Below are 24,214 nucleotides of genomic sequence, written 5' to 3'. Positions count from 1 at the left end.
CTCTGCTCCCGTTCTGACTCAGTCCTGGCGGTCGTCGATCAGATCGCCAAAGCCGATCCAGTTCTTGCCGTTGAAACGGCGCAGCCGCAACTGCTGGAATGGCAGATAATCATCCGGCCCGGTCGAAACCGTGATGCCCGGCAAGAGCAGCGGCAGCTCGACGTCGCGCAGCGAGGCCGCCTGCTTGAGGATGTTTTCGCGGCTGAAATCATCCTTGCAGGCCTTCAGCACCTTCACCAGCAAGGTGGCATAGTGATAGCCGGCGGCGTAGTTCGAGTTGTTGAGGTCGGCATTCGGCAGATACTGCTTCATGAACGCCAGATATTCCTTCACGCCGGCATCGTCGGCCCATTGCGTATCGGCGGTGTCCTTCTGGGCGCTGGACGAGATCAGGCCGACCGCATTTTCCAGTCCCGCCGGCTCGAGGAACGAGATCGACGATGCCGAGGTCGGCACGAAGAACTGATCCGGCTTCCAGTTCAGCTCCGCCACGCCCTTGATCATCTGCGACGTAAATTTTCCGAGCACCACGCCGAACATCACGTTGGCGCCGGATGCCTTCAGCGTCGCAAGCTGCGAGGAGATGGTCGGCGCTGACGTCTCGTAGGTCGCCTCCGCCACGATCATGGAAGCGGCCTTGCTGCCCAGCGCACGCTTGAAGCCGGCGACATAGTCGCGGCCGAAATCGTCGTTCTGCGACAGGATCGCGATCTTGGCGTCCGGCTTGGTCTGGAGCACATGCTTGGCATAGATCACGCCCTCGGAATCGTAGGTGGCCATCCCCGGCATGGTCCATGGAAAGCCCTTCGGGTCGGCCCATTTGGTGGCGCCGCTCAGCACGAACAGTTGCGGCACCTTCTTGGCGTTGAGGTAGCGGTGCACGGCATTGTTGGTGGCGGTGCCGAGCGAGCCGAACATCATCACGACTTCTTCCTGCTCGACCAGTTTTCGGGTCTGCTCCACCGTCTTGGGCGGCGAATAGGCATCGTCGAGCGAGATGAACTTGATCTTGCGGCCGTTGATGCCGCCTTCCGCGTTGATCTTCTCGAAATAGGCCTCTTCCGCCTTGCCGATGATGCCGAAGCCGGATACCGGCCCGCTATAGGGCAGGGTCTGCCCGATGCGGATTTCCGCCGCCGCCATGGCGGTGGCGATCCCGCCGAGCGAAAATGCGATCGTCAATGCATGCCGCAGCCGCGTCATTCTTTCCTCCCTCGATTTCTCTTTGTGGTCAGGCGATCGCGCGGCGATGGAAATCGGCGCCGGCCTCGGAGAATTCGCACCTGAGCCTTTCCACCAACTCCGCCACCGGCGGCGCGTCGTTGATCTGGCCGATGCCCTGGCCGGAGCCCCAGATGTCGCGCCACGCCTTCGATTTCATGTTGCCGCCGGAGCCAAAGTTCATCTTGGACTTGTCGGCGACCGGCAGATTCTGCGGATCGAGCCCGGCAGCGGCGATCGACGGTCCCAGATAATTGCCGTGCACGCCGGTGAACAGATTCGAATAGACGATGTCGTGCGCGGCGTGCTCGATCAGCGCCTTCTTGTAGCCGATATCGGCATTGGCTTCCTCGGTGGCGATGAAGCGCGTGCCCATGTAGGCGAGGTCGGCGCCGAGCGCGAGCGCGCCAGCAATGCTCCAGCCGTCGGAGATCGCGCCCGACAGCAGGATGGTGCCCTTGAACCATTGCTTGACCTCGCGCACCAGCGCGAACGGCGACAGCGTGCCGGCATGCCCACCCGCGCCGGCGCACACGAGAATGAGACCGTCGACGCCCTGTTCGGCTGCTTTCCGCGCGTGCTTGACGTTGATGACGTCGTGAAACACCACGCCGCCATAGGAGTGCGCGGCCTCGACGATCTCCGAGGGCGGACGCAGCGAGGTGATGATGACAGGCACCTTGTGTTTTACGCAGGTCTCCATGTCCTTCATCAGCCGGTCGTTGGAGGCGTGGCAGATCTGGTTGACCGCGTAGGGCGCAACTTTCTTGCCGGGATTGAGCGCCTTGTATTCGCCGAGCTCGTCCTCGATCCGGCTCAGCCATTCGCCGAGCTTCTCGACCGGCCGCGCATTCAGCGCAGGGAACGAGCCGACGATGCCGGCCTTGCACTGGGCGATCACGAGTTCGGGCCCCGACACGATGAACAGCGGCGAGCCCACCACGGGGAGTTCGAGGGAATCGGCAAGCGAAGCTGGCAGCGGCATTGAATTCCATCCCTTGGCATGAGGCCGGCGAGGCGGCGGATCGGCCTGCGCCCGGGAAAGCCGCTTTTCATGGGTGGCCCGGACCGGCGCTGTTCATTGCGATCATTATAGGGCTCGACGCGTGCATCGGCCCGTTCAATATTGAACAGCCTGACCGCTGGAAATGAACAGGTGACGCCCGATGGATTGGGACCTCTGCAAGACCTTCGTTGCGGTGGCGGAAACCCGCAGTTTTGCCGGCGCCGCGCGCCGCCTGCGCTCCAGCCATCCGACCGTCGGCCGCAGCATCGCGATGCTGGAGAACCAGCTCGGCACCAGGTTGTTCGCGCGCTCGAACGAGGGCCTCTCGCTGACCGCACAGGGGCGAAAATTCCGCGAGCACGTCGAAGCGATGTCGGCCGCGGCGCTGCGTGCGGAAGCCGCGGTATCGGCGGGCGGCGCGCAGGCGCGCGGTGTGGTGAAGCTGTCGATCGGCGCGACGCTCGCCGCGCACTGGCTGATGCCGCGCATGGGCGCGTTCCTGCGCGAGCACGGCCATCTGCAACTGGAAATCATCACTCATCCGTTCCCCGCCAGCGTGCGCCGCCGCGAGGCTGATGTCGTGTTGCGTCCGGTGGATGCCGGCGAGGAAAATCTGGTGGGGCGAAAAATCGGCCGGCTCGGCACCGGCTTCTATGCCTCGCGCGACTATGCCGCGCGCAAAAAACTCCCAGAACGGCGCGACGAGTGGAAAGACCACAGCATCATCGGCTTTGCCGACCGCGAGTCGAACGCGCATCTGGCGCGCTGGAGCGATTTTATCACGCGGCAGGGAAATGTGGTGATGCGCTGCTCCTCGCAGGGCGACATGCTGGCCGCCACGCGCGCCGGCCTCGGCATATCAGCGCTGTCCTGCTTTGTCGCCGCCGCCTATCCGGACCTTATCCGCGTCGCCCCGCAAAAGCTCGTCAGCGTCGCCGATCTCTGGCTGCTGGCGCACCCTGATCTGGTCGAGCTCCCGGCGGTACGCGCGGTGATTTCTTTTGTGACCGCCAGCGCACGGGAGGATCGCGTAAAGTTGCGTGGGTGATTGTGGAAATTTTGCAGCGTTTTCCGCGCATTCCGCGGCGGTTTGAAGTGGCGCGCCGCCGTTAACACTATGCCTTAACCAAACATTAATTATGTGTTTGCAGCCGCGAAAGCCGCTGCCTAGCGTGCCCTTTGGGGGGCGAGGGGTGCTCGTGTAACCAAACGATGGTGCGTGCCATGAAGTACAAAATGTATGGAGCGCTTCTCGCTTCGCTCAGCGTGGCGGCCGTCATGCTCCCGGCCGGCGACACTTTTGCACGGCCCGGCGGCGGAGCGCCCGCAGCCGCGCCTCCCGCAGGCTTTGCCAGACCCGCGCCGATGTTCCGCCCGGGGGCGCGCGCGTTCCGGAATCATAATCGCGGAACTCTCGGCTTCTTTCCGGGATTCGGTGGCTTCTACGGGGATTACTATGACGGTGCGCCGTACAGCCAGCCACCCGTGGACGCCGTGCCGCAGATGCCGAACAAGTTCCACTACACCTATTCCTACGACGTCCCCTGGGACTGGACCCATCGCTATCCGCTGACGCTGCCGTCGGACCGGCCCTATGTGCCGGGCTGCAACACGGAGGTGGTGACCGTTCCCGGTCGCGGCGGCGATCACTCGGTCAACGTCACGCGCTGTTACTGACCGACGGCGACGCCCTCGCGTTTCTTCAGCACGCGATAATAGGCCCACCAAAGATGCGCGGCCGCGCCGCGCAGCGGACGCCACGGTTCCGCCAGCGGCGCCATCTGCTTTGCGGTCGGCCGCGTCTTCAGCCCGAGACCGATTTTCACGGCCTCCTGCACAGCGATATCTCCGGCTGGCCAGGCATCGCCATGGCCCAGGCAAAACAACAGATAGACGTCGGCGGTCCACGGGCCGATGCCGTGATGCGACGTCAATGTGTTGTGCGCGGCGTCGGCGTCCTCGTTGGAGAGCACATCAAGGTTGAGGCGCTCCTCTGCGATCTCGCGCGCGAGCAATTTCAACGTCTTGATCTTGGCCGCCGACAGCCCGAGCCGGCCGAGCCGGTCGGTGCGTGCTTTCCGGATCGCGTCATGATCGAACGGATCGAAGGCGGCGCTGATGCGCCCCCAGATTGCGGAAGCGCTGGCGGTGGAAAGCTGCTGGCCGCAGATGATGTGCGCCAGCCCTGCAAATCCCGGCTCGCGCTGCCGCAGCGAAGGCATGCCGGTCAGCTCGAAGACCGGCCGTAAGCGCTTGTCCTGCTTGACCAGCGTATGGACGGCGTCCTCGAGATCGGACTGGGTTTTGAGGTGAACGAGCATTTGCCGGACGTTTCTCCACTCGTCACACGCGGGCTTGACCCGCGTGTCCATCTTGTAAAGGACTCTTCAAATGATGGATTGCCGGGTCAAGCCCCGGCAATGACAAGTGTTGAAAACTAATGCCGCCACCCGTCTTCCGATTTGCGCCAAGCCCGAACGGCTATCTCCACCTCGGCCATGCCTATTCGGCCTTGCTCAATTTCGAACTCGCCCGGCAGAGCGGCGGGCGTTTCCTGCTGCGTATCGAGGACATCGATGCCGCGCGCTGCCGCCCCGAATTCGAGGCGGCGATCTACGAGGACCTCGCCTGGCTCGGCATATCCTGGGAAACGCCGGTGCGGCGGCAGTCCGAGCATCTTGCCGCCTACCATGAGGCGATCGGCAAATTGTCGGCGCAGGGCCTGATCTATCCGAGCTTCGAGAGCCGCGCCGAGATCGCGCGGGAAGTCTCGCAGCGCGAGACAGGCGGGCCATGGCCGCGCGATCCCGATGGCGCACCGCTTTATCCGGGCATGGCAAAATCGCTTTCGGCGGATGAGCGGCAGCGGCTCGCCAAATCAGGCGCACCCTTCGCGCTGAGGCTTGACATGGCATCCGCCCTTGCGCGTGCCGGCGAACTATCGTGGGTCGAGCGGGGCGAGGGCGCCGCCGGCGAGACCGGCCGGGTGGCGGCCCGGCCGGAATCCTGGGGCGACGTTATCCTCGCGCGCAAGGAGACGCCGACCAGCTATCATCTGTCGGTGGTGATCGACGATGCGCTCCAGGGCATCACCGACGTGGTGCGGGGCAGGGACCTCTATTGGTCGACCAGCGTGCACCGGCTGCTACAGGCGCTGCTCGGCATCCCGGAACCCGTTTACCGGCATCATCGTTTGTTGCTGGACGATTCCGGTCACAAGCTCTCGAAGTCGACGCGGTCAACCGGCCTGCGCGAACTGCGCGCCGATGGCGTGACGCCCGCCGACATACGGCGTCTCGTTGGCCTGCCGGCATGAAAACGGCGACCATGCCGTAATCTTGGGAGCAGCCGAATCCACTCCGTGACTCCCACGGCCCGGCCATGCCATTCTGGTTCGGGCGTGGGGTTGAAGGGGACCATGGCGGCAAGATCGCGCGCAAAGCGCAAGGTGCGGGCGGCCAACAAGGGGCATAGTGGAAAACGCGTCTCGACCGGCAAGGGAAAGGCGCCGCGCAAGCGTGCGGCCGTCAAACGCGCACAACGCAAAGCCGCGCCACGCAAAGCCGCACCACGAAAGAAGGCCGCGTCGCGAAAATCTGCACCGCGCATGATCGAGGCCGCGCTGGCCTCCTTCGCGCATGAGGTGCGCACCCCGCTGACCGGCATTCTGGCCATCAGCAACCTGCTGGCGACCTCGGACCTGCCCGAGCGGGAGCGGCGCTGGGTCGACACCATCAAGGCGGGTGCCGAACATCTGTCGAGCCTTGCCACGCTGTTCGTCGATGCCGCGCGCAGCCGCGGCACGGCGACCGGCCGCGAGGACCTGTTCGACCTGCGGGCGCTGGCGCGCAGCGCCGGCGATTCGCTGGCAGGCCGGGCCGCCGCCAAGGGCCTGCAATGCCAGGTCGACATTTCCGAAAAGCTGCCGGCGCTGGTGGTCGGCGATTCGGTCCGGCTGCGCGCTGCGCTCGAAAACCTGATCGACAATGCCGTGAAGTTCACCGAGACGGGCGGCGTCGCGCTGTCGGTTGAGCCGGGCAGCAGCGCAAATGGCAGGGCCGGCATCTCCTTTGCGGTGTCCGACAGCGGCATCGGCCTCTCGCTGAAGGAGATCGAAAAGCTGTTCCGTCCATTCTCGCAGGCCAACATGTCGATCGCCTCGCGCTTTGGCGGCGCCGGGCTCGGATTGTCGTCCGTCAAGCAGCTCGCGCGCACAATGGGTGGCGACATCGTGGTGGCCGAGCGCAAGGGCGGCGGCACCATTTTTACGCTGATGGTGACGCTGGTGCTGGCAAAGGCGCCGAAACCGTCAGGCCCGGGCGCGAATGCTTCCGCGGATCCGGCGCCGGCGCTGCGCCTCCTCAGCGTCGAAGACAATCCGTTCGGGCGCGTCGTGCTGAACGCGATCCTGACCGAGCTCGGCCATCACGCCGAGTTCATCGGCCAGGGCGCTACCGCCGCTGAGCGGGTCGCGCAGGGCGCGTTCGATGCGGTGCTGATGGACATGGTGCTGCCCGACATCAGCGGTATCGAGGCGATCAAACGCATCCGCGCCCTCCAAGGGCCGGCCGGGCGGGTCGCGATCATCGGCGTAAGCGGCCGCGGCGAGGACGAGGCGGCTTCGCGCGCCGCCGGCGCCGACGCCTTCCTGCTCAAGCCTGTCTCTCCGCGGGCTTTAGCGACTGCGCTGCTTGCAGCGACACGCCCTTCGGCAGCCGCGACTTGATGATCGCCGCATTCAGTTCGCCGCCATAAACGAAGATCGCTGATATCGCGTACAGAAACACCAGCGCGATGATCACCGAGGCGAGCCCCGCATACATGGTGACGTAGTTGCCGGCGAAGCGCGTCAGGTACTGGCCGAACACCACGCCCGAGATCATCGAGCCCACCATGGTGAAGATGATCCCGGGCAGGATCTGGAGAAAGCTGCGGCGTCCGGCCGGCAGCCAGGCGTGCAGGACAAACAGCGCGACGACCAGCGCCGAGATGGCGATGCCGTAGCGGAGATAGAACAGCAGCCGCTCGTTGCTCTCGACGAAGAACGGAATGTGCTGGCGCGCCGTTTCGAGAATGAGCGGACCGAGCACGATCAAAAATGCCATCGCCAGCGAGGCAATGGCGGCGACCAGCGTGTAGCCGATCGATTCCAGCCGCAGCCAGTACCAGCGCCGTGTCTCGACTACCGCATAGGCGCGGTTGAGCGCCACCCGCAACGCCTCCACGCCGTTGGAGGCGAAATACAGCGCCAGCGCGGCGCCGATGGTCAGGATGTCGGTACGGGTCGTGGTCAGCACGTCGTGGATTTCGCCCGATATCGCGTCCGCCACTCGCTTGGGCCAGACCTGAAGCAACAGCTCCGCGGCCTGGTCGGCCAGTTCCTTGGAGCCGAAGAAGCCGGCAAGCGAGGTCAGCACGATCAGGAACGGAAACAGCGCCATCAACGTCGACAGCGCGATATGGCTGGCAATCGCCCAGCCGTCGTCGGCGAGGAAGGTGTAAAGCGCATCCTCCACGACGTGGTAGACGTAGCGAACTGCCTTCACTGCCACCCCTGTCTGCCGAAAGCCGGCCATTCCGGTTGCCAGCTTCTGATATTATTGGGCTAAAAGCCAGATCGCCACGAGGTTCCTCGGCGTGTGGCGAAGTTGATGGTGCGGTGTTATGTACCGCCAATGACAACGTTTTTGAGTTCTATCCTGCTTCCCGTCGCAGTCGGTGCCGTCGCATTCGTGCTGCTGCTCGGTCTGATCAATATGATGCGGGGCGGCTCGCCCAACACCTCGCAAAAGCTGATGCGGTTGCGCGTGCTGTTGCAGTTCGTCGCGATCGTCATCACCATGCTCGCCGTCTGGGCCATGGGCCGCTGAGATACAGAGAGACATCATGGTCGTTCTCAACCGCATCTACACCCGCACCGGCGACGACGGCACCACGGCGCTCGGCAGCGGCGAACGCCGGCCGAAATACGATCTTCGCATCGCCACCTACGGAACCGTCGACGAGACCAATGCCGCGATCGGCGTGGTGCGGCTGCATCTTGCCGAAGCGCGCGAACTCGATGGGATGCTCGGCCTGATCCAGAACGATCTGTTCGACCTCGGCGCCGACCTCGCGGTGCCCGAGCGCGAGGGCAAGGCCGAACGCCTGCGCATGCTGGCAACCCAGGTCGAGCGGCTCGAGCGCGACATCGACCGCCTGAACGAGAAGCTCGCGCCCCTGACCTCGTTCATCCTGCCGGGCGGAACGCCGGCTGCCGCGCATCTGCATGTGGCGCGCACCATCTGCCGTCGGGCGGAACGGGTGATGGTGGAACTGGCGGCAAAGCCTGACGAGCCCGTCAGCGCGGCTGCCATACATTATATCAACCGCCTGTCGGATTTTCTGTTCGTCGCCGCCCGCGTCATGAACGATAATGGCGCCGGCGACGTGCTTTGGGTGCCCGGCCAGAACCGCTGAAAACGGGCCGAATCGGAGCGTGTTTTTTGGCTTTGGCGCGTTGACCGGGGGGGACCATCCCTTTAGGTTCCGCGCCCGAGCCAATCAAAATCACAAAATTCAAGCGAAAGAGGATCGATGAAGGTTCTTGTGCCGGTAAAGCGGGTCGTCGACTTCAACGTCAAGGTCCGCGTCAAGAGCGACGGGTCGGGCGTGGAACTGGCCAATGTCAAGATGTCGATGAATCCGTTCGACGAAATCGCCGTCGAAGAGGCGCTGCGCCTGAAAGAGGGCGGCAAGGCGACCGAAGTCGTGGTGGTCTCGATCGGCCCCGCGCAGGCTTCCGAAACCATCCGCACGGGCCTGGCGATGGGCGCCGACCGCGGCATCCTGGTCAAGGCCGAAGGCAATGTGGAGCCCCTCGCGGTGGCAAAACTGCTCAAGGCGGTGGTCGATGCGGAAAAGCCCGGCCTCGTCATTCTCGGCAAGCAGGCGATCGACGACGATTCCAACCAGACCGGCCAGATGCTGGCCGCGCTGCTCGGCTGGTCGCAGGCGACCTTCGCCTCCAAGCTCGAGGTCGACGGTTCCGATTTCAAGGTGACGCGCGAGGTCGATGGCGGCCTGCAGACCGTGAAACTCAAGGGCCCGGCGATCGTAACTACCGATCTGCGGCTCAATGAGCCGCGCTATGCTTCGCTGCCCAACATCATGAAGGCGAAGAAGAAGCCGATCGACGACAAGAGTGCGGCCGATTACGGCGTCGACCTGACGCCGCATCTGGAGATTCTGAAGACCACGGAACCCTCAGGCCGCAAGGCGGGCGTCAAGGTCAAGGACGTCGCCGAACTGGTATCGAAGCTCAAGACGGAAGCCGGGGTTCTCTGATGACGACGCTGCTGATTGCCGAACACGACAATGCGTCGATCAAGGACGCCACCAACAAGGCGCTGACCGCCGCCGCTGCGCTCGGCGCTGACGTCCATGTGCTGGTCGCCGGCGAGAACGCCAGGGGCGCCGCGGACGCCGCTGCAAAACTTTCCGGCGTCAAGAAGGTGCTGCTGGCCGACGGCGCGCCGTATGCGCACGATCTCGCCGAGCCGCTGGCCGCGCTGATCGTCTCGCTCGCCGGGAACTATGACGCCTTCGTCGCGCCCGCGACCTCGCGCTTCAAGAATGTAATGCCGCGTGTCGCCGCGCTGCTTGACGTCATGCAGGTGTCCGAGATCATCAAGGTGGTCTCACCGGATACCTTCGAGCGGCCGATCTATGCCGGCAACGCGATCCAGACCGTGAAGTCGAAGGATGCCAAGAAAGTCATCACCGTGCGCACCTCGACCTTCGCCGCTGCCGGCGACGGCGGCAGCGCCCCGGTTGAGAACGCCGCCGCGGCAGCCGATCCGGGCCTGTCGAGCTTCGTCGGCGAGGAAGTCGCCAAGAGCGACCGTCCCGAGCTGACCTCGGCAAAGATCATCGTCTCCGGCGGCCGCGCCATGCAGAGCCGCGAGAACTTTGCCAAATATATCGAGCCGCTCGCCGACAAGCTGGGCGCCGGCGTCGGCGCCTCGCGCGCCGCGGTCGACGCCGGCTATGCGCCGAACGACTGGCAGGTCGGCCAGACCGGCAAGGTGGTGGCGCCGGAACTATATGTCGCGATTGGTATCTCCGGCGCGATCCAGCATCTCGCCGGCATGAAGGATTCCAAGGTGATCGTGGCGATCAACAAGGACGAGGACGCGCCGATCTTCCAGGTCGCGGATTACGGCCTGGTGGCGGACCTCTACCAGGCGGTTCCGGAACTGACCGAGGCGCTGAGTAAGCTCGGAAAATAATCGACACAGCACCGGCCGGATGACGAACATCCGGCCGGTGTTTACTTTAGGGGGAGCGTTTTCTGGCGAAGCTCGGAAAACGCGTCTAAGAGGGAGCCAGGGCTCAACGCGGGCCGAGGCTTTGGGGAATGGGGTTCGGCGCGTTGCGCGCCATTCCGATGGATAAAGAGATGACGGTTTCAATCAAGAAGGTCGGCGTGATCGGCTCGGGCCAGATGGGCAACGGCATCGCGCACGTCGCCGCGCTGGCCGGCTTTGATGTCGTGCTCAACGACGTCTCCGACGATCGCCTGAAAAATGCGATGGCGACCATCAACGGCAACCTGTCGCGCCAGGTGGCGAAAAAGATCATCACCGAGGACGCCCGCAAGCAGGCGCTCGACCGCATCGCCTCGGCGTCATCGCTTGACGGCCTAGCCGATTGCGATCTCGTGATCGAAACCGCGGTCGAAAGGGAAGAGGTCAAGCGCAAGATCTTTCATGACGTCTGCGCGGTGCTGAAGCCTGAGGCGATTGTAGCTACCAATACCTCCTCGATCTCGATCACGCGGCTCGCCGCTTCCACCGATCGCCCGGAAAAATTCATCGGCATTCATTTCATGAACCCGGTGCCTCAGATGGAGCTGGTCGAACTGATCCGCGGCATCGCTACCGATGACGACACGTTTGACACCGCCAAGGAGTTTGTTGCCAAGCTCGGCAAGCAGGTGGCCGTGTCGGAGGATTTCCCGGCCTTCATCGTCAACCGCATCCTGCTGCCGATGATCAACGAGGCGATCTACACGCTGTATGAAGGCGTCGGCAATGTCGAGGCGATCGATGCTGCGATGAAGCTCGGCGCGCATCACCCGATGGGCCCGCTGGAGCTCGCCGATTTCATCGGCCTCGACACGTGTCTGTCGATCATGCAGGTGCTGCACGAAGGCCTTGCGGATTCAAAATACCGCCCGTGTCCGCTGCTGGTGAAGTATGTCGAGGCCGGCTGGCTCGGCCGCAAGACCCAGCGCGGCTTCTACGACTACCGCGGCGACAAGCCGGTCCCGACGAGGTAATAAGTCGTCATCGCCCGCCAACGGGTCGCGCGAATGCGCGCCCGATGACAGGCTCCGGCGGGCGATCCAGTATTCCAGAGACAGCAGTAGTTGATCGAGAGGCCGCGGCGTACTGGATGCCCGCATGCGCGGGCATGACGGTTCGCGTGCCATCATTCTGCCGCGAGGCCCTTGGCATCCGGCTCGGCGATCTGTCCCGGCTCCGCCGCTTCAGCCGACATCGCCGCCGGCTTAGTCGCCAGCACCGTGTTGTACGGATTGCCGAACACAAACACTTTCGACGTCCGCCAGATGATCTTCTCCAGCTCCACGAAGGTGCGCATCTTCAGCCGGTACTTCCACAGCACCAGGTGCTGAAGAAAATTCCAGGTCAGCCCCCAGGCCCAGAACGGCAGCCGGCGATAGCGGATCGGGGCGAAGCCGAGCCGGCGCAGCTTGTAGACGAGAAGGTTGGCGCCGACGAAATTGTAGCGCCAGTTGTCGAAGAAGGCGGTGACGCTCTTGTAATCCACCTCGCGCCGGCAATGGTCCAGCGAGCCCGGTGTGAGGATCAACAGGCGTCCGCCCGGCCTCAGCATGCGCCAGCAGCGCTCCAGCCAGGCATCGAGGTTCTTGGTGTAGCCGATCGATTCCAGCGAATAGATGCCGTCAAAGCTTTCATTCGGCAGATCGAGGCTGTCGAAGTCGGTGACGATCACCCGTCCGCGCCCGCCGAGCCTGGCGAACTTGCGCCGGATAATGTCCGCCTGCACGGGTGAATTGGTCACGCCGACGATCTCGATATTGCGCCGGCTGGCGAGGTAGTAGGCCGCTGCGCCCGATCCGCAGCCGAGATCGAGCAGCCGCATCCCGTCCTTCACCTGTAGCAGGAGCAGTTGCGCCTCGTAGGGACGCGAAAACGCAGCGCGGGGGAAAATGCAGGTGCTGTAATTTGCGTTCTCGTCGCGATAGGTGCCGAACACGTCGTCATAGGTACGCTGCTCGTCGTCGTGCTTGAGGAAGTCGTCCGCCCGCGGCGCCCACTCGACCAACTGGCGCTGCTCGAACTCGTTCAACTCCCGCCCGATCAGGCTGGCATCCCTCGGCCGGCTCACCAGCAGGAAAAGCACGTAGTGAAAGAAATTATACGCTGCGAACAACGCGACAGCGATCGCCGCGACCAGCAAAAACGCGAACACGATGTCCAAAGGTCATTCCCAGCCGGCGAGCACCCGACGTATCGGGCCAATGCGTTAAAATCGCCCCTTGCCCCGGCTTTGTCGATCAAAAAATTTGGCTGGCAATGTGCATTATGTCATTGTCGCGTCTGACCGGAATGGCGGGCCGCCGGCCTGCAATGCGCGGGGCCGTTGCCGCATAAGCCGTTTGCCTGATCCGTCCCGGACAATTCATGTCCTCAATGCGCCCCGGCTCCGGCGCCACCGGACACCTTTTTGGTCACCATGAGCGCAACCGCGGCGATCACCAGCACAACTGCGATCACCGTAAACGCATCGCTATAGGCCATCACCAGCGCCTGGCGTTTGACGGTATTGCCGAGCGCAACGATGGCCTGGCTGTGCGCACCGGCCGGGTCCGCCACGCCGTGGGCCATGAAGTAGTCGGTGAGTTGCGCGATCCGGGTGCGCACTTCCTCGCGGCCGAGATTGACGGACTGGCCGATGATGTTGGAATGGAACTGCTCGCGCTTGGTGACGATCGTCGCCAGCACAGCGGTGCCGACCGCGCCGCCGAGATTGCGCATCATGTTGGAAATGCCGCTGGCGGCGGATGCATCCTGCGGAGCGACGCTGCCGAGCGACACCGCGCTCAGCGGCGTCAGCAGCAGCGCCTGGCCGACGGCGCGCACGATGTTGGGCACAAATAGCTGGTCGCCGGAATAGTTGAGCGACATCTCGATGTTCATGAAGGCGCTGTAGGCGAACAGCAGTGCCCCGGTGACGGCAATGTAGCGGGCATCGAAGCGCTTCATCAGGATCGGCACCAACGGGATCAGCAGCAATTGCGGCAGGCCGGTCCAGGCCAGCACGTTGCCGATCTGCTCGGCATTGTAGCCCTGCACCTGCCCGAGATAGGCGGGCAGCAGATAGACCGAGCCGAACAGAGCAAAGCCGATGAACACGGCGGCGATGGTGCCCATCCCGAAATTGCGCTGGGTCAGAAGGCGCAGCCGCAGCAGCGGTTTTTCGACCGTGAGCTCGATGATGATGAACAGCGTCAGGCTGACAGCCGCTACGATCGCAAGCTTGACGATGAAGGGCGAGCCGAACCAGTCGTCCTTGTTGCCTTCCTCCAGCACCGATTGGAGGGCGGAGAGGCCGACCGCCATGGTGATAATGCCCAGCCAGTCGCCTTCGCGCAGCAGGGAAAGGCGCATCGGCTCGCGTTCCAGCGTGAAGAACAGCGTCGTGACCATCACCACCGTCGGAATCACATTGACGAAGAAGATGGTCTGCCAGCCGTAATTTTCGGTCAGGTAGCCGCCGATGGTCGGCCCGATTGCGGGGGCGAAGGTGACCGCGAGCGAGAACATCGCAAGCCCGACTGGCTGCTGCTGCTTCGGCAGTTTGGTGAACACCAGCGTAAAGGCCATCGGGATCAACACGCCGCCGAAAAAGCCCTGGAAGGCGCGCAGCACGATCATTGAGGGCAGGTCGGTGGCAAACGCGCAGGAGACTGAGAAGGCCGCGAACAGCGTCGCAAACGACAGCATGATCCTGCGGAACGAGAACACCCGGCTGAGATAATCGGTGAGGGGAATGACGATGATCTCGCCGATCAGATAGGAGGTCGAGATCCAGGAGCCGTTGTCGACCCCGGTGCCGATCCCGCCTTCGATGTTGAGCAGCGAGGCGTTGGTGATCTGGATGTTGAGGATCGCCATGAACGCGCCGATCATGGCGGCGCTGACGGAAATCCAGACCGCGGCGCTGGCCTTGTTCGGATTTAAGGCCGTGGCAGGTGCCGAAGGCGGCGGCGGAGCGCCGGAAACGGTGAGGGCGGACATGACATCACCTTTCGGGTCCGAGATAGGCGACGCTTGATTGCGTGGCGGTGGAACGCGGAGCGATGTTGCGTTGCGTCCGGGTCGCAATGGTCGGGATCACGGACATGCCGGGCCTCAGGTCGACATCGGCGCCGCCATCGAGGGTGATCTTGACGGGGATACGCTGCACCACCTTGGTGAAATTGCCGGTGGCGTTGTCAGGCGGCAGCAGCGCGAATTCCTGGCCGCTCGCGGGAGCGAGGCTGTCGACATGGCCGTGCACCACCTGTCCCGGGAACATGTCGACCTCGATGTCGACGCGCTGGCCGGCGCGAACATTGGTGAGCTGCGTCTCCTTGAAATTGGCGATCACATAGGCGCCGTCTGCCGGGACCAGCGACATCAACTGCGTGCCGGCCTGCACGAACTGGCCGGCGCGCAGCGTGCGGTTGCCGACTACGCCGTCGATCGGGGCCACGATCGTGGTGTAACCGAGATTGAGTTCGGCCTGCCGCTCGACGGCGACGGCGCGGGCCGATGCCGCCACGGCCTGGGCGATTTCCGCGTTCAGCAGATCGAGCTGCTTTTTCGCCGAAGCAAGATTGGCCTTGTCCCGCTCGATCGCCGCCAGCGCGCTGGCATCGCGCGACTGGGCCATCTGGGCGTTCTGCACGCTGCCATAGCCGGTCTTGGCGAGATCGCTGTAGCGCTTGTTCTCCTGGCTCGAGAAAACCTGCGACGCCTTGTCGACATCGAGGGTCGCATTCGCGGCGGAAATCGCGGCCTGCTGCACCTCGATCTGCGCGCGCTTGCTGGTCACCGCCGCGTCCGCCGCGGCAACGTCGGCCTTGGCCTGTTCGAGCGCCACCTTGTAATCGCGATCGTCGATGCGGGCGAGCACCTGGCCGGCTTTCACCGGCTCATTGTCGCCGACCAGCACTTGCGCGATGTAGCCGGAGACCTTTGGCGCAATCGTCGTGTTGTCGGCCTTCACATAGGCATCGTCGGTGGAAACCAGGAAACGCCCGACCTTCCAGTAGTCCCAGCCATACCAGCCGGCCCCGGCCAGCAACGCCACGGCCGCGCCTGCCAATAGAACGCGGCGCAGCCGTCCTGGGCGAGCGGCGGTTTTGGCGGCAACCGGTTCGACATCGATCACCACGGGGTGATCGGAGGCGGGGTTTAGTCTCGACGCCTCGGTGAGAAGCAGATTTCCGGCTTCGACGAGTTCCTGTGGGGTCATGGCGGGCTCCTTATGCCCTAATTAGGAAAATTGACATTTTCCAAAATAGACCCCATCTTTGGACTGTCAATGGAATGACAGGCACCGGCCGGCAGCATGGCTCAGCACAAAACCGTGAAGACGCAAACGACCGCGGAGCCGCGGCGCGGTCCCGGACGGCCGCAATTGCGGTCCGATGAAGAAACCCGTGACGTCATCATCGATGCCGCACGCCACGAATTCACCACCAGCGGCTTTGCGGCCTCGAGCATGGAGAACATCGCCCGCCGCGCCGGCATCTCGACCAAAACGCTTTACCGGCTGGTCCCGACCAAGGCGGCGTTGTTCGAGGCACTGATCGTCGAACGCCAGGACCGGTTCGTGTCCGCGATACGTCTGCGCGCTTGCGGCAACGATGACATCGAGGCGGCGTTGCGGGAAGCGCTGCTCGTTTGCGCCGAGCGCGTGCTCGACGCCGACGTCACCGCGATTTACCGGATGGTTCTCGCCGAGAGCGACACGTTTCCGGAGCTTGCGCGTACCTTCTATACCAAAGCGATGCGCCTCACCGTCACAACGTTGGCCAAATGGCTCGAGTCCGAGAAGCAGCGGGGGCTGATTGCCATCGATGATGCCGAGCTTGCCGCCGGCATGCTGCTGGGCATGGTCATCTACATGCCGCAGCGCGACGTCATGTTCGGTAAAAAGCCGCTGCCTAAACGCGCCGAACTGGAGCGCCGGGTACAAATCTGTGCGGCGCTATTCCTCAACGGCGCGCGCGCATCCGGCGCTTCCGCGCGCGGGGAGCCTTGCTAGGCGCCAGACAACTTGTCCCACGCGTGCCAATAGCAAACATCAGCGTGCCAATAGCAGACACTGCTTTTGCAGCGCGCGGCGCAGTTTACCCTAACGCGTGAAACGAGTTTTCTCCCGCTGAAAACAGCCATATCGACCAGTTGCGCGCAGCGAGGTTCGATATGGCGGAAGCGAGCTACGATCTCTTCAGGTCACGAACGGCGTCCCTCAACGGGCGGATGGTTTCGATCGCGCTGTTCACGATCGTGGTCGTGGCGCTGGCGGCATTGCTCCATGTCATTCCCTATGGCCGCGCGGTGTGGGATTTCGTGTTCGTCCTCGACGGCGCCTATCGCATCGGCCTCGGCCAGGTCCCGCATGTCGACTTCGCTTCACCGATCGGCGCGCTGACGCTTTACCTCACGCATTTTGCCGAACGCCTGTTTCCCGGCGGACAGCCGTTCGTCGGCCTGCACGCGCTGGCTTGGCTGATCATGGTGCCGCCCTTCGCGTTGCTCTCCTCGCGCATTCGCTCGAACTGGGGATTTGCCGCAAGCTTTGTCGTTCTCGCGCTGGTGGTTCTCGTGCCCTACACGCTCGATCCCACCATGCTGTCGGAGATCAGCTACTTCGCGACCTATAATCGCTTCGCCACCGCGCTCTTGTTCCTCGCAGGCCTCTGGTTCGTGCTGCCGAAGGCGCGCGGCGACGGCGTGCTGCTCGGCTACCTCTTCACCGTCCTGATCTTCTTCAAGATCACCGCAGGGATCGCGATGTTCGGCCTTGTCGTGGCCGCGGTCCTGCTCGGACGCGCGCGAATAGTCGAACTGTTCGTCATGCTCCTCGTCGCGGGCGCGGCCGCCGGATTAGTCCAACTGGTGACCGGGGGACTGGTGTCCGGCTATCTGCACGACATCGTCTCGATGAGCGCGTTGAACCGCGGCGGCTCGCTGTACCGGCTGGCTTCCTCTTCCGCCCGCAACTGGCTGCCTCTCCTCGTAACGGCCGCGATTGTCGTGCTCGCCGTCCGCGAACTGGATTTTGCCGCCGCGATGCGGCGCCCGCTCGCCTTCCTGCGCGACACGGTTGATCGGCAAGCCTTCGCCGTGGATACGGCCGTGCTGGTCGCGATATCCCTTGTCGCAGAGAGCCAGAACACCGGCGGCGTCGGACTGATTGCCGCCTCCGCCGCACTGTTCCACCCGAGCCTGCGGATCGAGCGCGGCTGGCGCCTGATCGCCGCAGCGGTGCTCGGCGCCACGCTTGTTCTGCCGCTGGCCGACGTCGCCGAGAAGCGTGTCGTCTCGAGCCTGATCCGAGAGCGGCAGGGCACGACCGATCACGCCTTTGCAAAATTCCTTCCGGGCATGCGCGTGCCGGCGGCGACGCTCGCCGGTTCGCAACTGATGGCGCGCCTCCAGCAGAAATGGCTACCCGATCTCGAACAGGCCGACGCCAGGGGTTTTGACCTCGACGGCGATCCCGCCAGCACCAGCCCCGCGACCCGCGCGGCATGGGCCGTCAGTGTTGCCGAGGCCGGCGCAAACTTTCAGCGCCTCGGCTATGCGGCCAAGGCGCAACGCTTTACCACCATCGATTTTGCCGAATCCTTTCCGCGCTTGCTCGGCCTGACGCCGGCCCGCGGCACCACGCTGGCGATGGATACCGGGCGCACCGTGCCGGCGTTTTCGGAAAGCCAGGCATCGGCCTATCTCGCATCCGCCGACGGTGTGTTCTTCCGCACCTGCGTGATCCCGGGCGCGAACACCAATCCCGCCACCTTCCGCACCGTCCTTGAACGGGAATTCGTGCGTCACCCGCTGCATCCCTGCTGGGATTTCTACAGCCGCGCGCGCTGAAAGGGTTTTGCATGACCACCTTGCCGCTGCCGATCGCTCCCGAAATCTCCGACTCGCACGAGGCCCCACGGCCGCGGCCGCTGATCCTCGATCTCGACGGCACGCTCGTGCGTGCGGACATGCTGCTCGAGAGCGCGCTGGCGCTGCTCAAGAGCAAGCCGTGGCGGCTGTTCGAGGTCGGCATCTGGATGCTGCGTGGCCGCGCCTATCTCAAGCGCCGGCTGGCCGAAGAAGCGAACGTCGAGCCGGATGTCCTGCCCTTTAACGAGGAGCTGCTCGCCTACGCGGCCGATGTCGCTGCCAGCGGGCGCCCGGTCTATGTCGCTACCGCCGCCGACGCCCGCATCGCAGAAAAGGTCGTTAAGCGCATTCCCTTTATTCGCGGCGTCATCGGCAGCGACGGCGTACGCAACCTGAAAGGCGAAGCGAAGGCGCTGGTGCTTGCCGAGCGTTTCCCCGAAGGTTTCGATTACGCCGGCGACGCGCGGGCCGACATTCCGGTGTGGCGTAAGGCCAGCAATGCGATCGTTGTCGAAGCGCCGGCGTCGGTGGTGCGTGCTGCCGCAACGGTTGCGAACGTTGCAAAGATCTTCCCGCGGCCGTCCCGAACCCGTGCGCTGCTGCGCAGCATGCGCCCGCACCAATGGGCGAAGAACGCCTTGGTGTTCGTGCCTCTTATTCTCGGCGGACTGATCTCTCACGTTGATGCGGTCTATGCGACGGCCTGCGCATTCATTGCGCTGGGTCTGGTGGCCTCGTCGACCTATCTCGTCAACGATATCTGGGATCTCACCGACGACCGCAGCCACTGGTCGAAGCGCAACCGGCCGCTGGCGAGCGGACGCCTGCCGCTCGCAACGGGCATCGCTGCCGTTCCGGTCGGAATCTTCGCTGGCCTCGCCATGGCGGCGCTTGCCGGACCTGCAACGGTCGGCGTCGTCCTGCTCTATCTCGCCGTGACGCTGCTGTATTCGTTCTCCTTCAAGCGAATTCCGATCCTCGATGGCTTCGTTCTGGCCGGGCTGTTCACGCTGCGCCTGGGCGCCGGCATCGTGGCGTCGGGCGCACCGCCGTCGCCCTGGCTGCTGGTGTTTGCGATGTTCCTGTTCGCCTCGCTCAGCTTCGCAAAGCGTCACACCGAGGTCGCCCGCGTGATCGAGCGCGGCGGCACCGAAGTCCGCGGCCGCGGTTACAAGTCCATGGACCTGCCGTTGATCATGGGTATCGGCATGGCAACGGGCGTCGCCGCCGTGCTGATCATGGTGCTCTACATCATCAACGACGCGTTTCGGCAGAGTTTTTACGGAAACACCGCCTGGCTCTGGGGTTTTCCGGCCATTCTGTTTCTGTTCGTCTGCCGGATCTGGCTGAAGTGCGGACGCAGCGAGCTGCACGACGATCCCGTGGCCTTCGCGGTCACCGATCGCCCAAGCCTGGCGCTCGGCGGCGCTTTGATGGTGTGCTTCGGCCTCGCCTGGTCGGGCATGTTCGGCTGACGCCGCCTGTTGGCGGCTAGGAGCATGATCCGGAAAAGTGGGTACCGGTTTTCCGAAAAAGATCATGCTAAAACAAAAAGATAGAGTGGGATGACGATTTGAAGAAAAAGTCATCCCGCTCAAAGACCGACGAAGACCCTTGACGCCGCCTTGGCCGGCGTCAGACTGGCAGTGTTCGAGCGGAGGGCCACCTCGCATGATATTCTACGTTACTGCGCACGACACGGCAGGAAGCGTGACGCTGCATCGGGAGACCGTGCCAGGCGCGATCAAGAAGGCGGACGAGTTGATATCGGACGGTTGCTGGAACGTGGAGATCGTCGCGCCCGACGGCGCCACCTACAATTCCGCGGAGTTCGACCAGTTGAGAGAACGCGCCGGCATCGCGCCGGGCGACTGACGAAGAGGCTGGCGCTGCCTCCGCCGGTTCTATTTGATCCTCGCGGCTGCTGCATTTAATTCGGCGCACGTCTTGCGCGGCGGCGCATCGTGCAAATAACGGTTCCATTCGTCTTCGCTCAGGTTGCGGCCCAGGCGCGCGCAGGCCTGCTCGATCAGATCCTGCGAATGGATCGGGAATCGCACGAGCCGAATGTCTTCTTCACCGACGACCGCCTCGAGAAAAGCATGGTCGGCACTGAAGCCGATATGAAGGGGCACCTCCGGGAGTGGAACGCGGATCAATTGCCTTTCGTCATCAATACTGAAGACCCGCAGGGTCGCGCCGCCTTCCAAAGTCACTGTGGGATCGAGTGCGACCGATGCCAGCAACCGGCCATCGCCGCTGAAGGCGATCGCGCTTACCCGCAACACCTGCGTTTCCTCCTGCATATGGTCCAGGGCAGCCACCGGCCGGTTGGCGTCAATGTCGTGCACATTGACGAAGCGGTTGCGAGCGCCAAGCGCCAGGCGTTTGCCGTCCGGGCTGAAGGCGACGCTTTCGATCAACTGTTTCTCGTCGAACTTTTTGGAAGGCTGGCTACCCGATACCTCGAACACCCGAGTTCCCATTCCGGAGACCGCCACTTGCTTTGACGCACGATCAAAAGCGAGCGCGGCGATAGCGTCGCCGCCGAGAACCCGTATCTCACGGCCGTCCGTGTCGAATATGGTCGCACGCCGCGGACCGATGGCAAACACCTTCGTTCCGTCAGGACTGATTGCCAGATCATTGGTGTTAGCCCTGTGGGGCACCTTGCCGATGACCTTGTTATTCCTGACGTCGATGATGCGGGCCTCGCCATCCTCGCAACCGGCGGCAAGTCGCCCGCCATCCGCGCTCAAGGACAAGGCAAAACTGCTGCAATTGTCGAGGCGGGCCAGTTGGCGATCCGAGCCGGCTGCAAAGGCAAGAACGGTACTCTTGTCCACGAGGCCGGCGATCGTCTTGCCGCCAACAGCTACCAGCGGCGATTTCCCGATATTGCGAAAGCGCGCGAGGGCAGCGCCTTGGCCGGTCTCGAACACGGTGATGGTTCGGTTCGCCCTCGATGCGACGAGATCGCCGTTGGGGCTGATTGCGACGGCTTCCACCGCTACCGACCCCTGATGCTTCAGCCGGGCCAGGCGGCGCCAGGTACCAACACGAAAGACACTGGTGCTGCCGTCGCGCTCGCCTGTCCCCACGGCGACGAGCTGACCGCCCTCGCTCCAGTCGACGACACGAACGGAATCTCGCAAGGGAATCCGATCCAGATGCACGCGCCTCGCAACGTCGTGGACCACCAGCGTGGAATCCCCGGTCAGGCTTTGCGTCAGCAAAAACTTGCGGAACGGGCTGAACCAGGCGGCTGTCGGGCCCGATGGGGGCTTGTAGGGGTCCTCGCCGGTTGCTGCGTCCAGCAAGAACACATCGTTCTTTTCTGTAGTGGCTACCAGAGTATCGTCGCCGCTGAACGCCACCGGTCGGATGGGCGCCGGGCGTTCGGGCAGCGCCGCGGTCTGGCCGCCAGCCGTATCGAGCAGCCACGCGCTGTTCTCCGATATCAACGCGAGCCTCTTGCCGCCGGGGCTGACGACGACCTTCCTGACCGGCGCCGGGAGATCGAAGGCTCCGAGCACGCGTCCGGTGAATACCTCCATGACCTTCGCATGCGTGCCCGACGCCACCGCAAGAATTTGGCCGTCGTCGCTGAAGCCGAAGCGGGGCTCCGGCATCCCCTCGTCGCGACGGGCAAGCTCTTTCCGGCTGGCAAAATCGAAGACGCGCACCGAGGTGTCGTCCGCCGCGACGATCTGATCTCCGGTTCGGCTGAAGGCCACGAAGCGGAGCAGTTTTGGAAAAGGTATGCGCTTGACCTCGACTGCGCCTCTTGCGCGGAAAACGACGATCTCTTCGCGATCGCCCGTGGCGACCAGCTCGCCATCGGGGCTGAACGCCAGCGGCGGGCCGGAGACATCCTTGACGAAGAATCGCCCGACCGGCTTTGCTCCCATTTCACTGAGTTTCCAGAGCTGCTCGTAGCTGTCGGCGTCCGGCGCCCTCCGGAAGGCTTCGATGGCCAGCAGCATGCCGAGCGCCCATTGGTCGTCGGTCTCACCGACGCGTTGCGCTTCCGCCCGAAGCTGGCGGCCTTGTGCCAGGTCGCGCTGGCGAACGGCTTCGTCGCGTTGCGCGACAGCATTGATCGTCGCAAGCACCGATACGGCAAGCAGCACGGACAACGCGCCGACCGCCGACCACGCCCACGTCTTGTTTCTTCTGAGTTGTTGGACGTCTTCGCCGTCCAGTTCGTCCATCGCCTTGCCGTGCAGGGGCGCTGCGAGGGTGAGCACCGCGCCGCGGAACTGCAAATGGCGAAGCGAAAGATTCTCTTCCGACTTGGCCCAGCGCAGGTCGACATAGAGCGGTTCATCCTCGAAGCAGCCGCGGAGGCTGTCGGGGATCGCGGTGGTGCGCTGCCAGTCGAAGTCCCGCGCCTGCGCGTCCCAGATCAATTCGCCGTCGGTGAGTACGATCAGGATCGTCTTGGCGCCCCGGTTCGCGATCCACCATTCGATCTCCTTCCGCACCCACGCGGACTGCACCGCTTGCGGCGAGGCCATGAACAGGAACCACGCGGACTCGCCGAGCGCCTGCTCGATGGCAGGCCATAGGGCCGGATTGGCTGACAGGCTGGTTTTGTCGCGAAATATCCTGAGGGCACGCGGCAGGTACCAGGGCTTCGCGAGGGTATGCAGTGCGCGCTGTAGCGCTGGAGCCAGCTTTCCATCGGCGGCATGGCTATAGGAAATAAAGCCATGATACAGCATTGCGCCTCACCCGCGGCCGGACAGTCCTTTCGAACTCCGGAAGACTGCTGCCGCGGAGGTTGCCATATGCAAAGAACGCTCGCAAGAGAAGCGGCGCCGGACGTGCTGCGCTCAGAGAAAATAGCTGACCGAGTTCGCCAGGTCGACGGGGCAAATCGATTTCTGGTTATCGGAAGTGTTGTCAAGCCCCTCGCGTAAAAATATTCCGCTTGTCAATTTCGGCAAATCAGAATTATAACGGCGGCACCTCATCCCCGAGGAGGGGCGTTGGCCGTCGCCACCAAACGTTGGGATGGGATGCGGTGGACGCGGGCGGCGTGCTTGACGAAGCGCTGATCGCGTACGGCGAAGTCGTGTGGTCCTGGCGCCGCGACGCTGGCGCTAAGTCGGTGGCATTTTGCTGCCGGCGATGGTGACAACAAGCCCGCTCACCAGGGAAAGCGCGATATAAGCTGTAAAGCCATTGCGCAGGGGATGTCGGACTGCCTCCGCTCACCTGTATGCTCGTGTGCAATTTCTTGTTGCGCAAGCAGCGCACACGAGACCGCGGGTGCAGCGCGCACCCGGCATTCCCTGCGCCCTCTATCGTTGGAGGCGCGAATAGATTTGCAAAGCTCGGATGCAAATTGCACCGCGAGAACGCCGATACGTATTCAGTCGTCGTCCCCCGGCTTGACCGGGGGACCCAGTATTCCAGAGTCGCCAGTGATTGAACCGATAAGCCGCGGAGTACTGGATCCCCCGCATGCGCGGAGGATGACGGTCTGTGGGAATGCGGCGGTCCGACGCTCATCGCCACCGCAACCTCCGCCACCATTCATTAACTACCTGCCGCTAGGTTGCCCGCAGATCGGGAGTATCGCGTATGGACATGATGGCCATGGTTTCGAGCATGATGATGCAGCAGGCCGGCGCCCTCCAGCAGCAGATCTCAACCTCGCTCATCAAGAAGAACGCGGACGCGGAAAAGTTCGCGGTCCAGACCCTGCTCGGCCAACCCTCGCAGGCCAATCTCGGTGCCGGCGTCGGCGGCAATCTCGATATTTCCGCCTAAG

22 protein-coding genes are annotated in these 24,214 nt (G+C 63.7%); 14 read left to right on the top strand and 8 right to left on the bottom strand.

Going from position 1 to position 24,214, the window contains the following annotated elements; genetic code table 11:
• Positions 1–18 precede the first annotated feature (18 nt).
• Together JQ628_RS08270 and JQ628_RS08265 are read right to left on the bottom strand one after the other, a co-directional pair.
• The gene (locus JQ628_RS08270; protein WP_212221745.1) at positions 19–1,203 is read right to left on the bottom strand and encodes an ABC transporter substrate-binding protein; all 1,185 of its coding nucleotides are present in this window, start codon (positions 1,201–1,203) and stop codon (positions 19–21) included.
• A gap of 28 nt (positions 1,204–1,231) precedes the next feature.
• A complete protein-coding gene (locus JQ628_RS08265; RefSeq protein ID WP_212221743.1) occupies positions 1,232–2,206 on the bottom strand; it encodes an NAD(P)H-dependent flavin oxidoreductase in 975 nt (324 codons plus the stop codon).
• A gap of 181 nt (positions 2,207–2,387) precedes the next feature.
• Here JQ628_RS08265 and JQ628_RS08260 point away from each other — a divergent pair, with 181 nt between their 5' ends.
• Positions 2,388–3,275, top strand: a complete 888-nt coding sequence (locus tag JQ628_RS08260) for a LysR family transcriptional regulator (protein ID WP_212221741.1) — start codon at positions 2,388–2,390, stop codon at positions 3,273–3,275.
• 176 nt (positions 3,276–3,451) lie between these two features.
• Positions 3,452–3,904, top strand: coding sequence for a hypothetical protein (locus JQ628_RS08255; RefSeq protein WP_212221739.1), 453 nt, complete (start codon positions 3,452–3,454; stop codon positions 3,902–3,904).
• Here the strand turns inward: JQ628_RS08255 and JQ628_RS08250 are convergent.
• Positions 3,898–4,548, bottom strand: a complete 651-nt coding sequence (locus tag JQ628_RS08250; protein WP_212221737.1) for a DNA-3-methyladenine glycosylase family protein — start codon at positions 4,546–4,548, stop codon at positions 3,898–3,900. The two genes, JQ628_RS08255 and JQ628_RS08250, sit on opposite strands and share 7 nt — an antisense overlap.
• 119 nt (positions 4,549–4,667) lie before the next feature.
• Between JQ628_RS08250 and gluQRS the strand changes: the two genes are divergently transcribed.
• Both gluQRS and JQ628_RS08240 read left to right on the top strand, forming a co-directional pair.
• Positions 4,668–5,543 carry a tRNA glutamyl-Q(34) synthetase GluQRS gene (gluQRS, locus tag JQ628_RS08245; protein ID WP_212221735.1) on the top strand — a complete coding sequence of 292 codons (876 nt, stop codon included), beginning with the start codon at positions 4,668–4,670 and terminating at the stop codon, positions 5,541–5,543.
• A gap of 102 nt (positions 5,544–5,645) precedes the next feature.
• The gene (locus JQ628_RS08240) at positions 5,646–6,953 is read left to right on the top strand and encodes an ATP-binding protein (RefSeq protein WP_212221733.1); all 1,308 of its coding nucleotides are present in this window, start codon (positions 5,646–5,648) and stop codon (positions 6,951–6,953) included.
• Here the strand turns inward: JQ628_RS08240 and JQ628_RS08235 are convergent.
• The gene (locus tag JQ628_RS08235) at positions 6,880–7,773 is read right to left on the bottom strand and encodes a YihY/virulence factor BrkB family protein (protein ID WP_212222224.1); all 894 of its coding nucleotides are present in this window, start codon (positions 7,771–7,773) and stop codon (positions 6,880–6,882) included. The two genes, JQ628_RS08240 and JQ628_RS08235, sit on opposite strands and share 74 nt — an antisense overlap.
• Before the next feature lie 129 nt (positions 7,774–7,902).
• Here JQ628_RS08235 and JQ628_RS08230 point away from each other — a divergent pair, with 129 nt between their 5' ends.
• The 5 genes from JQ628_RS08230 (at position 7,903) to JQ628_RS08210 (ending at position 11,549) form a co-directional block, all read left to right on the top strand.
• A complete protein-coding gene (locus JQ628_RS08230) occupies positions 7,903–8,097 on the top strand; it encodes a twin transmembrane helix small protein (RefSeq protein ID WP_212221731.1) in 195 nt (64 codons plus the stop codon).
• A 16-nt stretch (positions 8,098–8,113) separates the two neighbouring features.
• Positions 8,114–8,686, top strand: a complete 573-nt coding sequence (locus tag JQ628_RS08225; RefSeq protein ID WP_212221729.1) for a cob(I)yrinic acid a,c-diamide adenosyltransferase — start codon at positions 8,114–8,116, stop codon at positions 8,684–8,686.
• Positions 8,687–8,803: 117 nt separating this feature from the next.
• The gene (locus JQ628_RS08220; RefSeq protein WP_212221727.1) at positions 8,804–9,553 is read left to right on the top strand and encodes an electron transfer flavoprotein subunit beta/FixA family protein; all 750 of its coding nucleotides are present in this window, start codon (positions 8,804–8,806) and stop codon (positions 9,551–9,553) included.
• On the top strand, positions 9,553–10,497 hold the full coding sequence (locus tag JQ628_RS08215) for an electron transfer flavoprotein subunit alpha/FixB family protein (RefSeq protein ID WP_212221725.1): 945 nt from the start codon (positions 9,553–9,555) through the stop codon (positions 10,495–10,497). The genes JQ628_RS08220 and JQ628_RS08215 overlap by 1 nt, the downstream gene beginning before the upstream one ends.
• A 170-nt stretch (positions 10,498–10,667) precedes the next feature.
• Positions 10,668–11,549 (top strand): 3-hydroxybutyryl-CoA dehydrogenase, encoded by an 882-nt coding sequence (locus JQ628_RS08210; RefSeq protein WP_212221723.1) that lies wholly within the window; start codon positions 10,668–10,670, stop codon positions 11,547–11,549.
• A 152-nt stretch (positions 11,550–11,701) separates the two neighbouring features.
• Here JQ628_RS08210 and JQ628_RS08205 read toward each other — a convergent pair whose 3' ends face one another.
• The 3 genes from JQ628_RS08205 to JQ628_RS08195 all read right to left on the bottom strand — a co-directional run bounded on the left by JQ628_RS08205 (position 11,702) and on the right by JQ628_RS08195 (position 15,778).
• Positions 11,702–12,727 (bottom strand): SAM-dependent methyltransferase, encoded by a 1,026-nt coding sequence (locus tag JQ628_RS08205; protein ID WP_349628041.1) that lies wholly within the window; start codon positions 12,725–12,727, stop codon positions 11,702–11,704.
• Positions 12,728–12,945: 218 nt separating this feature from the next.
• Positions 12,946–14,556, bottom strand: coding sequence for a DHA2 family efflux MFS transporter permease subunit (locus JQ628_RS08200; protein ID WP_212221719.1), 1,611 nt, complete (start codon positions 14,554–14,556; stop codon positions 12,946–12,948).
• Positions 14,557–14,560: 4 nt separating this feature from the next.
• Positions 14,561–15,778: an HlyD family secretion protein gene (locus JQ628_RS08195; protein WP_212221717.1), complete on the bottom strand. Its 1,218-nt coding sequence runs from the start codon at positions 15,776–15,778 to the stop codon at positions 14,561–14,563.
• Positions 15,779–15,874: 96 nt separating this feature from the next.
• On the opposite strand from JQ628_RS08195, the gene JQ628_RS08190 reads away from it, so the two are divergent.
• The 4 genes from JQ628_RS08190 to JQ628_RS08175 all read left to right on the top strand — a co-directional run bounded on the left by JQ628_RS08190 (position 15,875) and on the right by JQ628_RS08175 (position 20,307).
• Positions 15,875–16,573 (top strand): TetR/AcrR family transcriptional regulator, encoded by a 699-nt coding sequence (locus tag JQ628_RS08190; RefSeq protein ID WP_212221715.1) that lies wholly within the window; start codon positions 15,875–15,877, stop codon positions 16,571–16,573.
• Between the two features lie 161 nt (positions 16,574–16,734).
• Positions 16,735–18,411 carry a hypothetical protein gene (locus JQ628_RS08185; protein WP_212221713.1) on the top strand — a complete coding sequence of 559 codons (1,677 nt, stop codon included), beginning with the start codon at positions 16,735–16,737 and terminating at the stop codon, positions 18,409–18,411.
• Between the two features lie 11 nt (positions 18,412–18,422).
• Entirely contained in the window at positions 18,423–19,907 is a 1,485-nt protein-coding gene (locus JQ628_RS08180) for a UbiA family prenyltransferase (protein WP_212221711.1), read from the top strand.
• A 196-nt stretch (positions 19,908–20,103) separates the two neighbouring features.
• The gene (locus JQ628_RS08175; RefSeq protein ID WP_212222261.1) at positions 20,104–20,307 is read left to right on the top strand and encodes a hypothetical protein; all 204 of its coding nucleotides are present in this window, start codon (positions 20,104–20,106) and stop codon (positions 20,305–20,307) included.
• 29 nt (positions 20,308–20,336) lie between these two features.
• Here JQ628_RS08175 and JQ628_RS08170 read toward each other — a convergent pair whose 3' ends face one another.
• Positions 20,337–23,159 carry a toll/interleukin-1 receptor domain-containing protein gene (locus JQ628_RS08170; RefSeq protein WP_212221709.1) on the bottom strand — a complete coding sequence of 941 codons (2,823 nt, stop codon included), beginning with the start codon at positions 23,157–23,159 and terminating at the stop codon, positions 20,337–20,339.
• 865 nt (positions 23,160–24,024) lie between these two features.
• Here JQ628_RS08170 and JQ628_RS08165 point away from each other — a divergent pair.
• On the top strand, positions 24,025–24,213 hold the full coding sequence (locus JQ628_RS08165; RefSeq protein ID WP_212221708.1) for a putative motility protein: 189 nt from the start codon (positions 24,025–24,027) through the stop codon (positions 24,211–24,213).
• Position 24,214 lies beyond the last annotated feature (1 nt).

Origin of the sequence: Bradyrhizobium lablabi (assembly GCF_018129385.1) — a bacterium.
Classification (GTDB): Bacteria; Pseudomonadota; Alphaproteobacteria; order Rhizobiales; family Xanthobacteraceae; genus Bradyrhizobium; species Bradyrhizobium lablabi_C.
The sequence above is the reverse complement of the archived record's forward strand: the minus strand, read 5'-3'. Positions and strand labels throughout refer to the sequence as shown.

Coding starts and splice junctions, on each gene's coding strand:
- JQ628_RS08270 (WP_212221745.1), bottom strand. CDS start 1,203: ATGACGCGGCTGCGGCATGCATTGACGATCGCATTTTCGCTCGGCGGG.
- JQ628_RS08265 (WP_212221743.1), bottom strand. CDS start 2,206: ATGCCGCTGCCAGCTTCGCTTGCCGATTCCCTCGAACTCCCCGTGGTG.
- JQ628_RS08260 (WP_212221741.1), top strand. CDS start 2,388: ATGGATTGGGACCTCTGCAAGACCTTCGTTGCGGTGGCGGAAACCCGC.
- JQ628_RS08255 (WP_212221739.1), top strand. CDS start 3,452: ATGAAGTACAAAATGTATGGAGCGCTTCTCGCTTCGCTCAGCGTGGCG.
- JQ628_RS08250 (WP_212221737.1), bottom strand. CDS start 4,548: ATGCTCGTTCACCTCAAAACCCAGTCCGATCTCGAGGACGCCGTCCAT.
- gluQRS (WP_212221735.1), top strand. CDS start 4,668: ATGCCGCCACCCGTCTTCCGATTTGCGCCAAGCCCGAACGGCTATCTC.
- JQ628_RS08240 (WP_212221733.1), top strand. CDS start 5,646: ATGGCGGCAAGATCGCGCGCAAAGCGCAAGGTGCGGGCGGCCAACAAG.
- JQ628_RS08230 (WP_212221731.1), top strand. CDS start 7,903: ATGACAACGTTTTTGAGTTCTATCCTGCTTCCCGTCGCAGTCGGTGCC.
- JQ628_RS08225 (WP_212221729.1), top strand. CDS start 8,114: ATGGTCGTTCTCAACCGCATCTACACCCGCACCGGCGACGACGGCACC.
- JQ628_RS08220 (WP_212221727.1), top strand. CDS start 8,804: ATGAAGGTTCTTGTGCCGGTAAAGCGGGTCGTCGACTTCAACGTCAAG.
- JQ628_RS08215 (WP_212221725.1), top strand. CDS start 9,553: ATGACGACGCTGCTGATTGCCGAACACGACAATGCGTCGATCAAGGAC.
- JQ628_RS08210 (WP_212221723.1), top strand. CDS start 10,668: ATGACGGTTTCAATCAAGAAGGTCGGCGTGATCGGCTCGGGCCAGATG.
- JQ628_RS08200 (WP_212221719.1), bottom strand. CDS start 14,556: ATGTCCGCCCTCACCGTTTCCGGCGCTCCGCCGCCGCCTTCGGCACCT.
- JQ628_RS08195 (WP_212221717.1), bottom strand. CDS start 15,778: ATGACCCCACAGGAACTCGTCGAAGCCGGAAATCTGCTTCTCACCGAG.
- JQ628_RS08190 (WP_212221715.1), top strand. CDS start 15,875: ATGGCTCAGCACAAAACCGTGAAGACGCAAACGACCGCGGAGCCGCGG.
- JQ628_RS08185 (WP_212221713.1), top strand. CDS start 16,735: ATGGCGGAAGCGAGCTACGATCTCTTCAGGTCACGAACGGCGTCCCTC.
- JQ628_RS08180 (WP_212221711.1), top strand. CDS start 18,423: ATGACCACCTTGCCGCTGCCGATCGCTCCCGAAATCTCCGACTCGCAC.
- JQ628_RS08175 (WP_212222261.1), top strand. CDS start 20,104: ATGATATTCTACGTTACTGCGCACGACACGGCAGGAAGCGTGACGCTG.
- JQ628_RS08170 (WP_212221709.1), bottom strand. CDS start 23,159: ATGCTGTATCATGGCTTTATTTCCTATAGCCATGCCGCCGATGGAAAG.
- JQ628_RS08165 (WP_212221708.1), top strand. CDS start 24,025: ATGGACATGATGGCCATGGTTTCGAGCATGATGATGCAGCAGGCCGGC.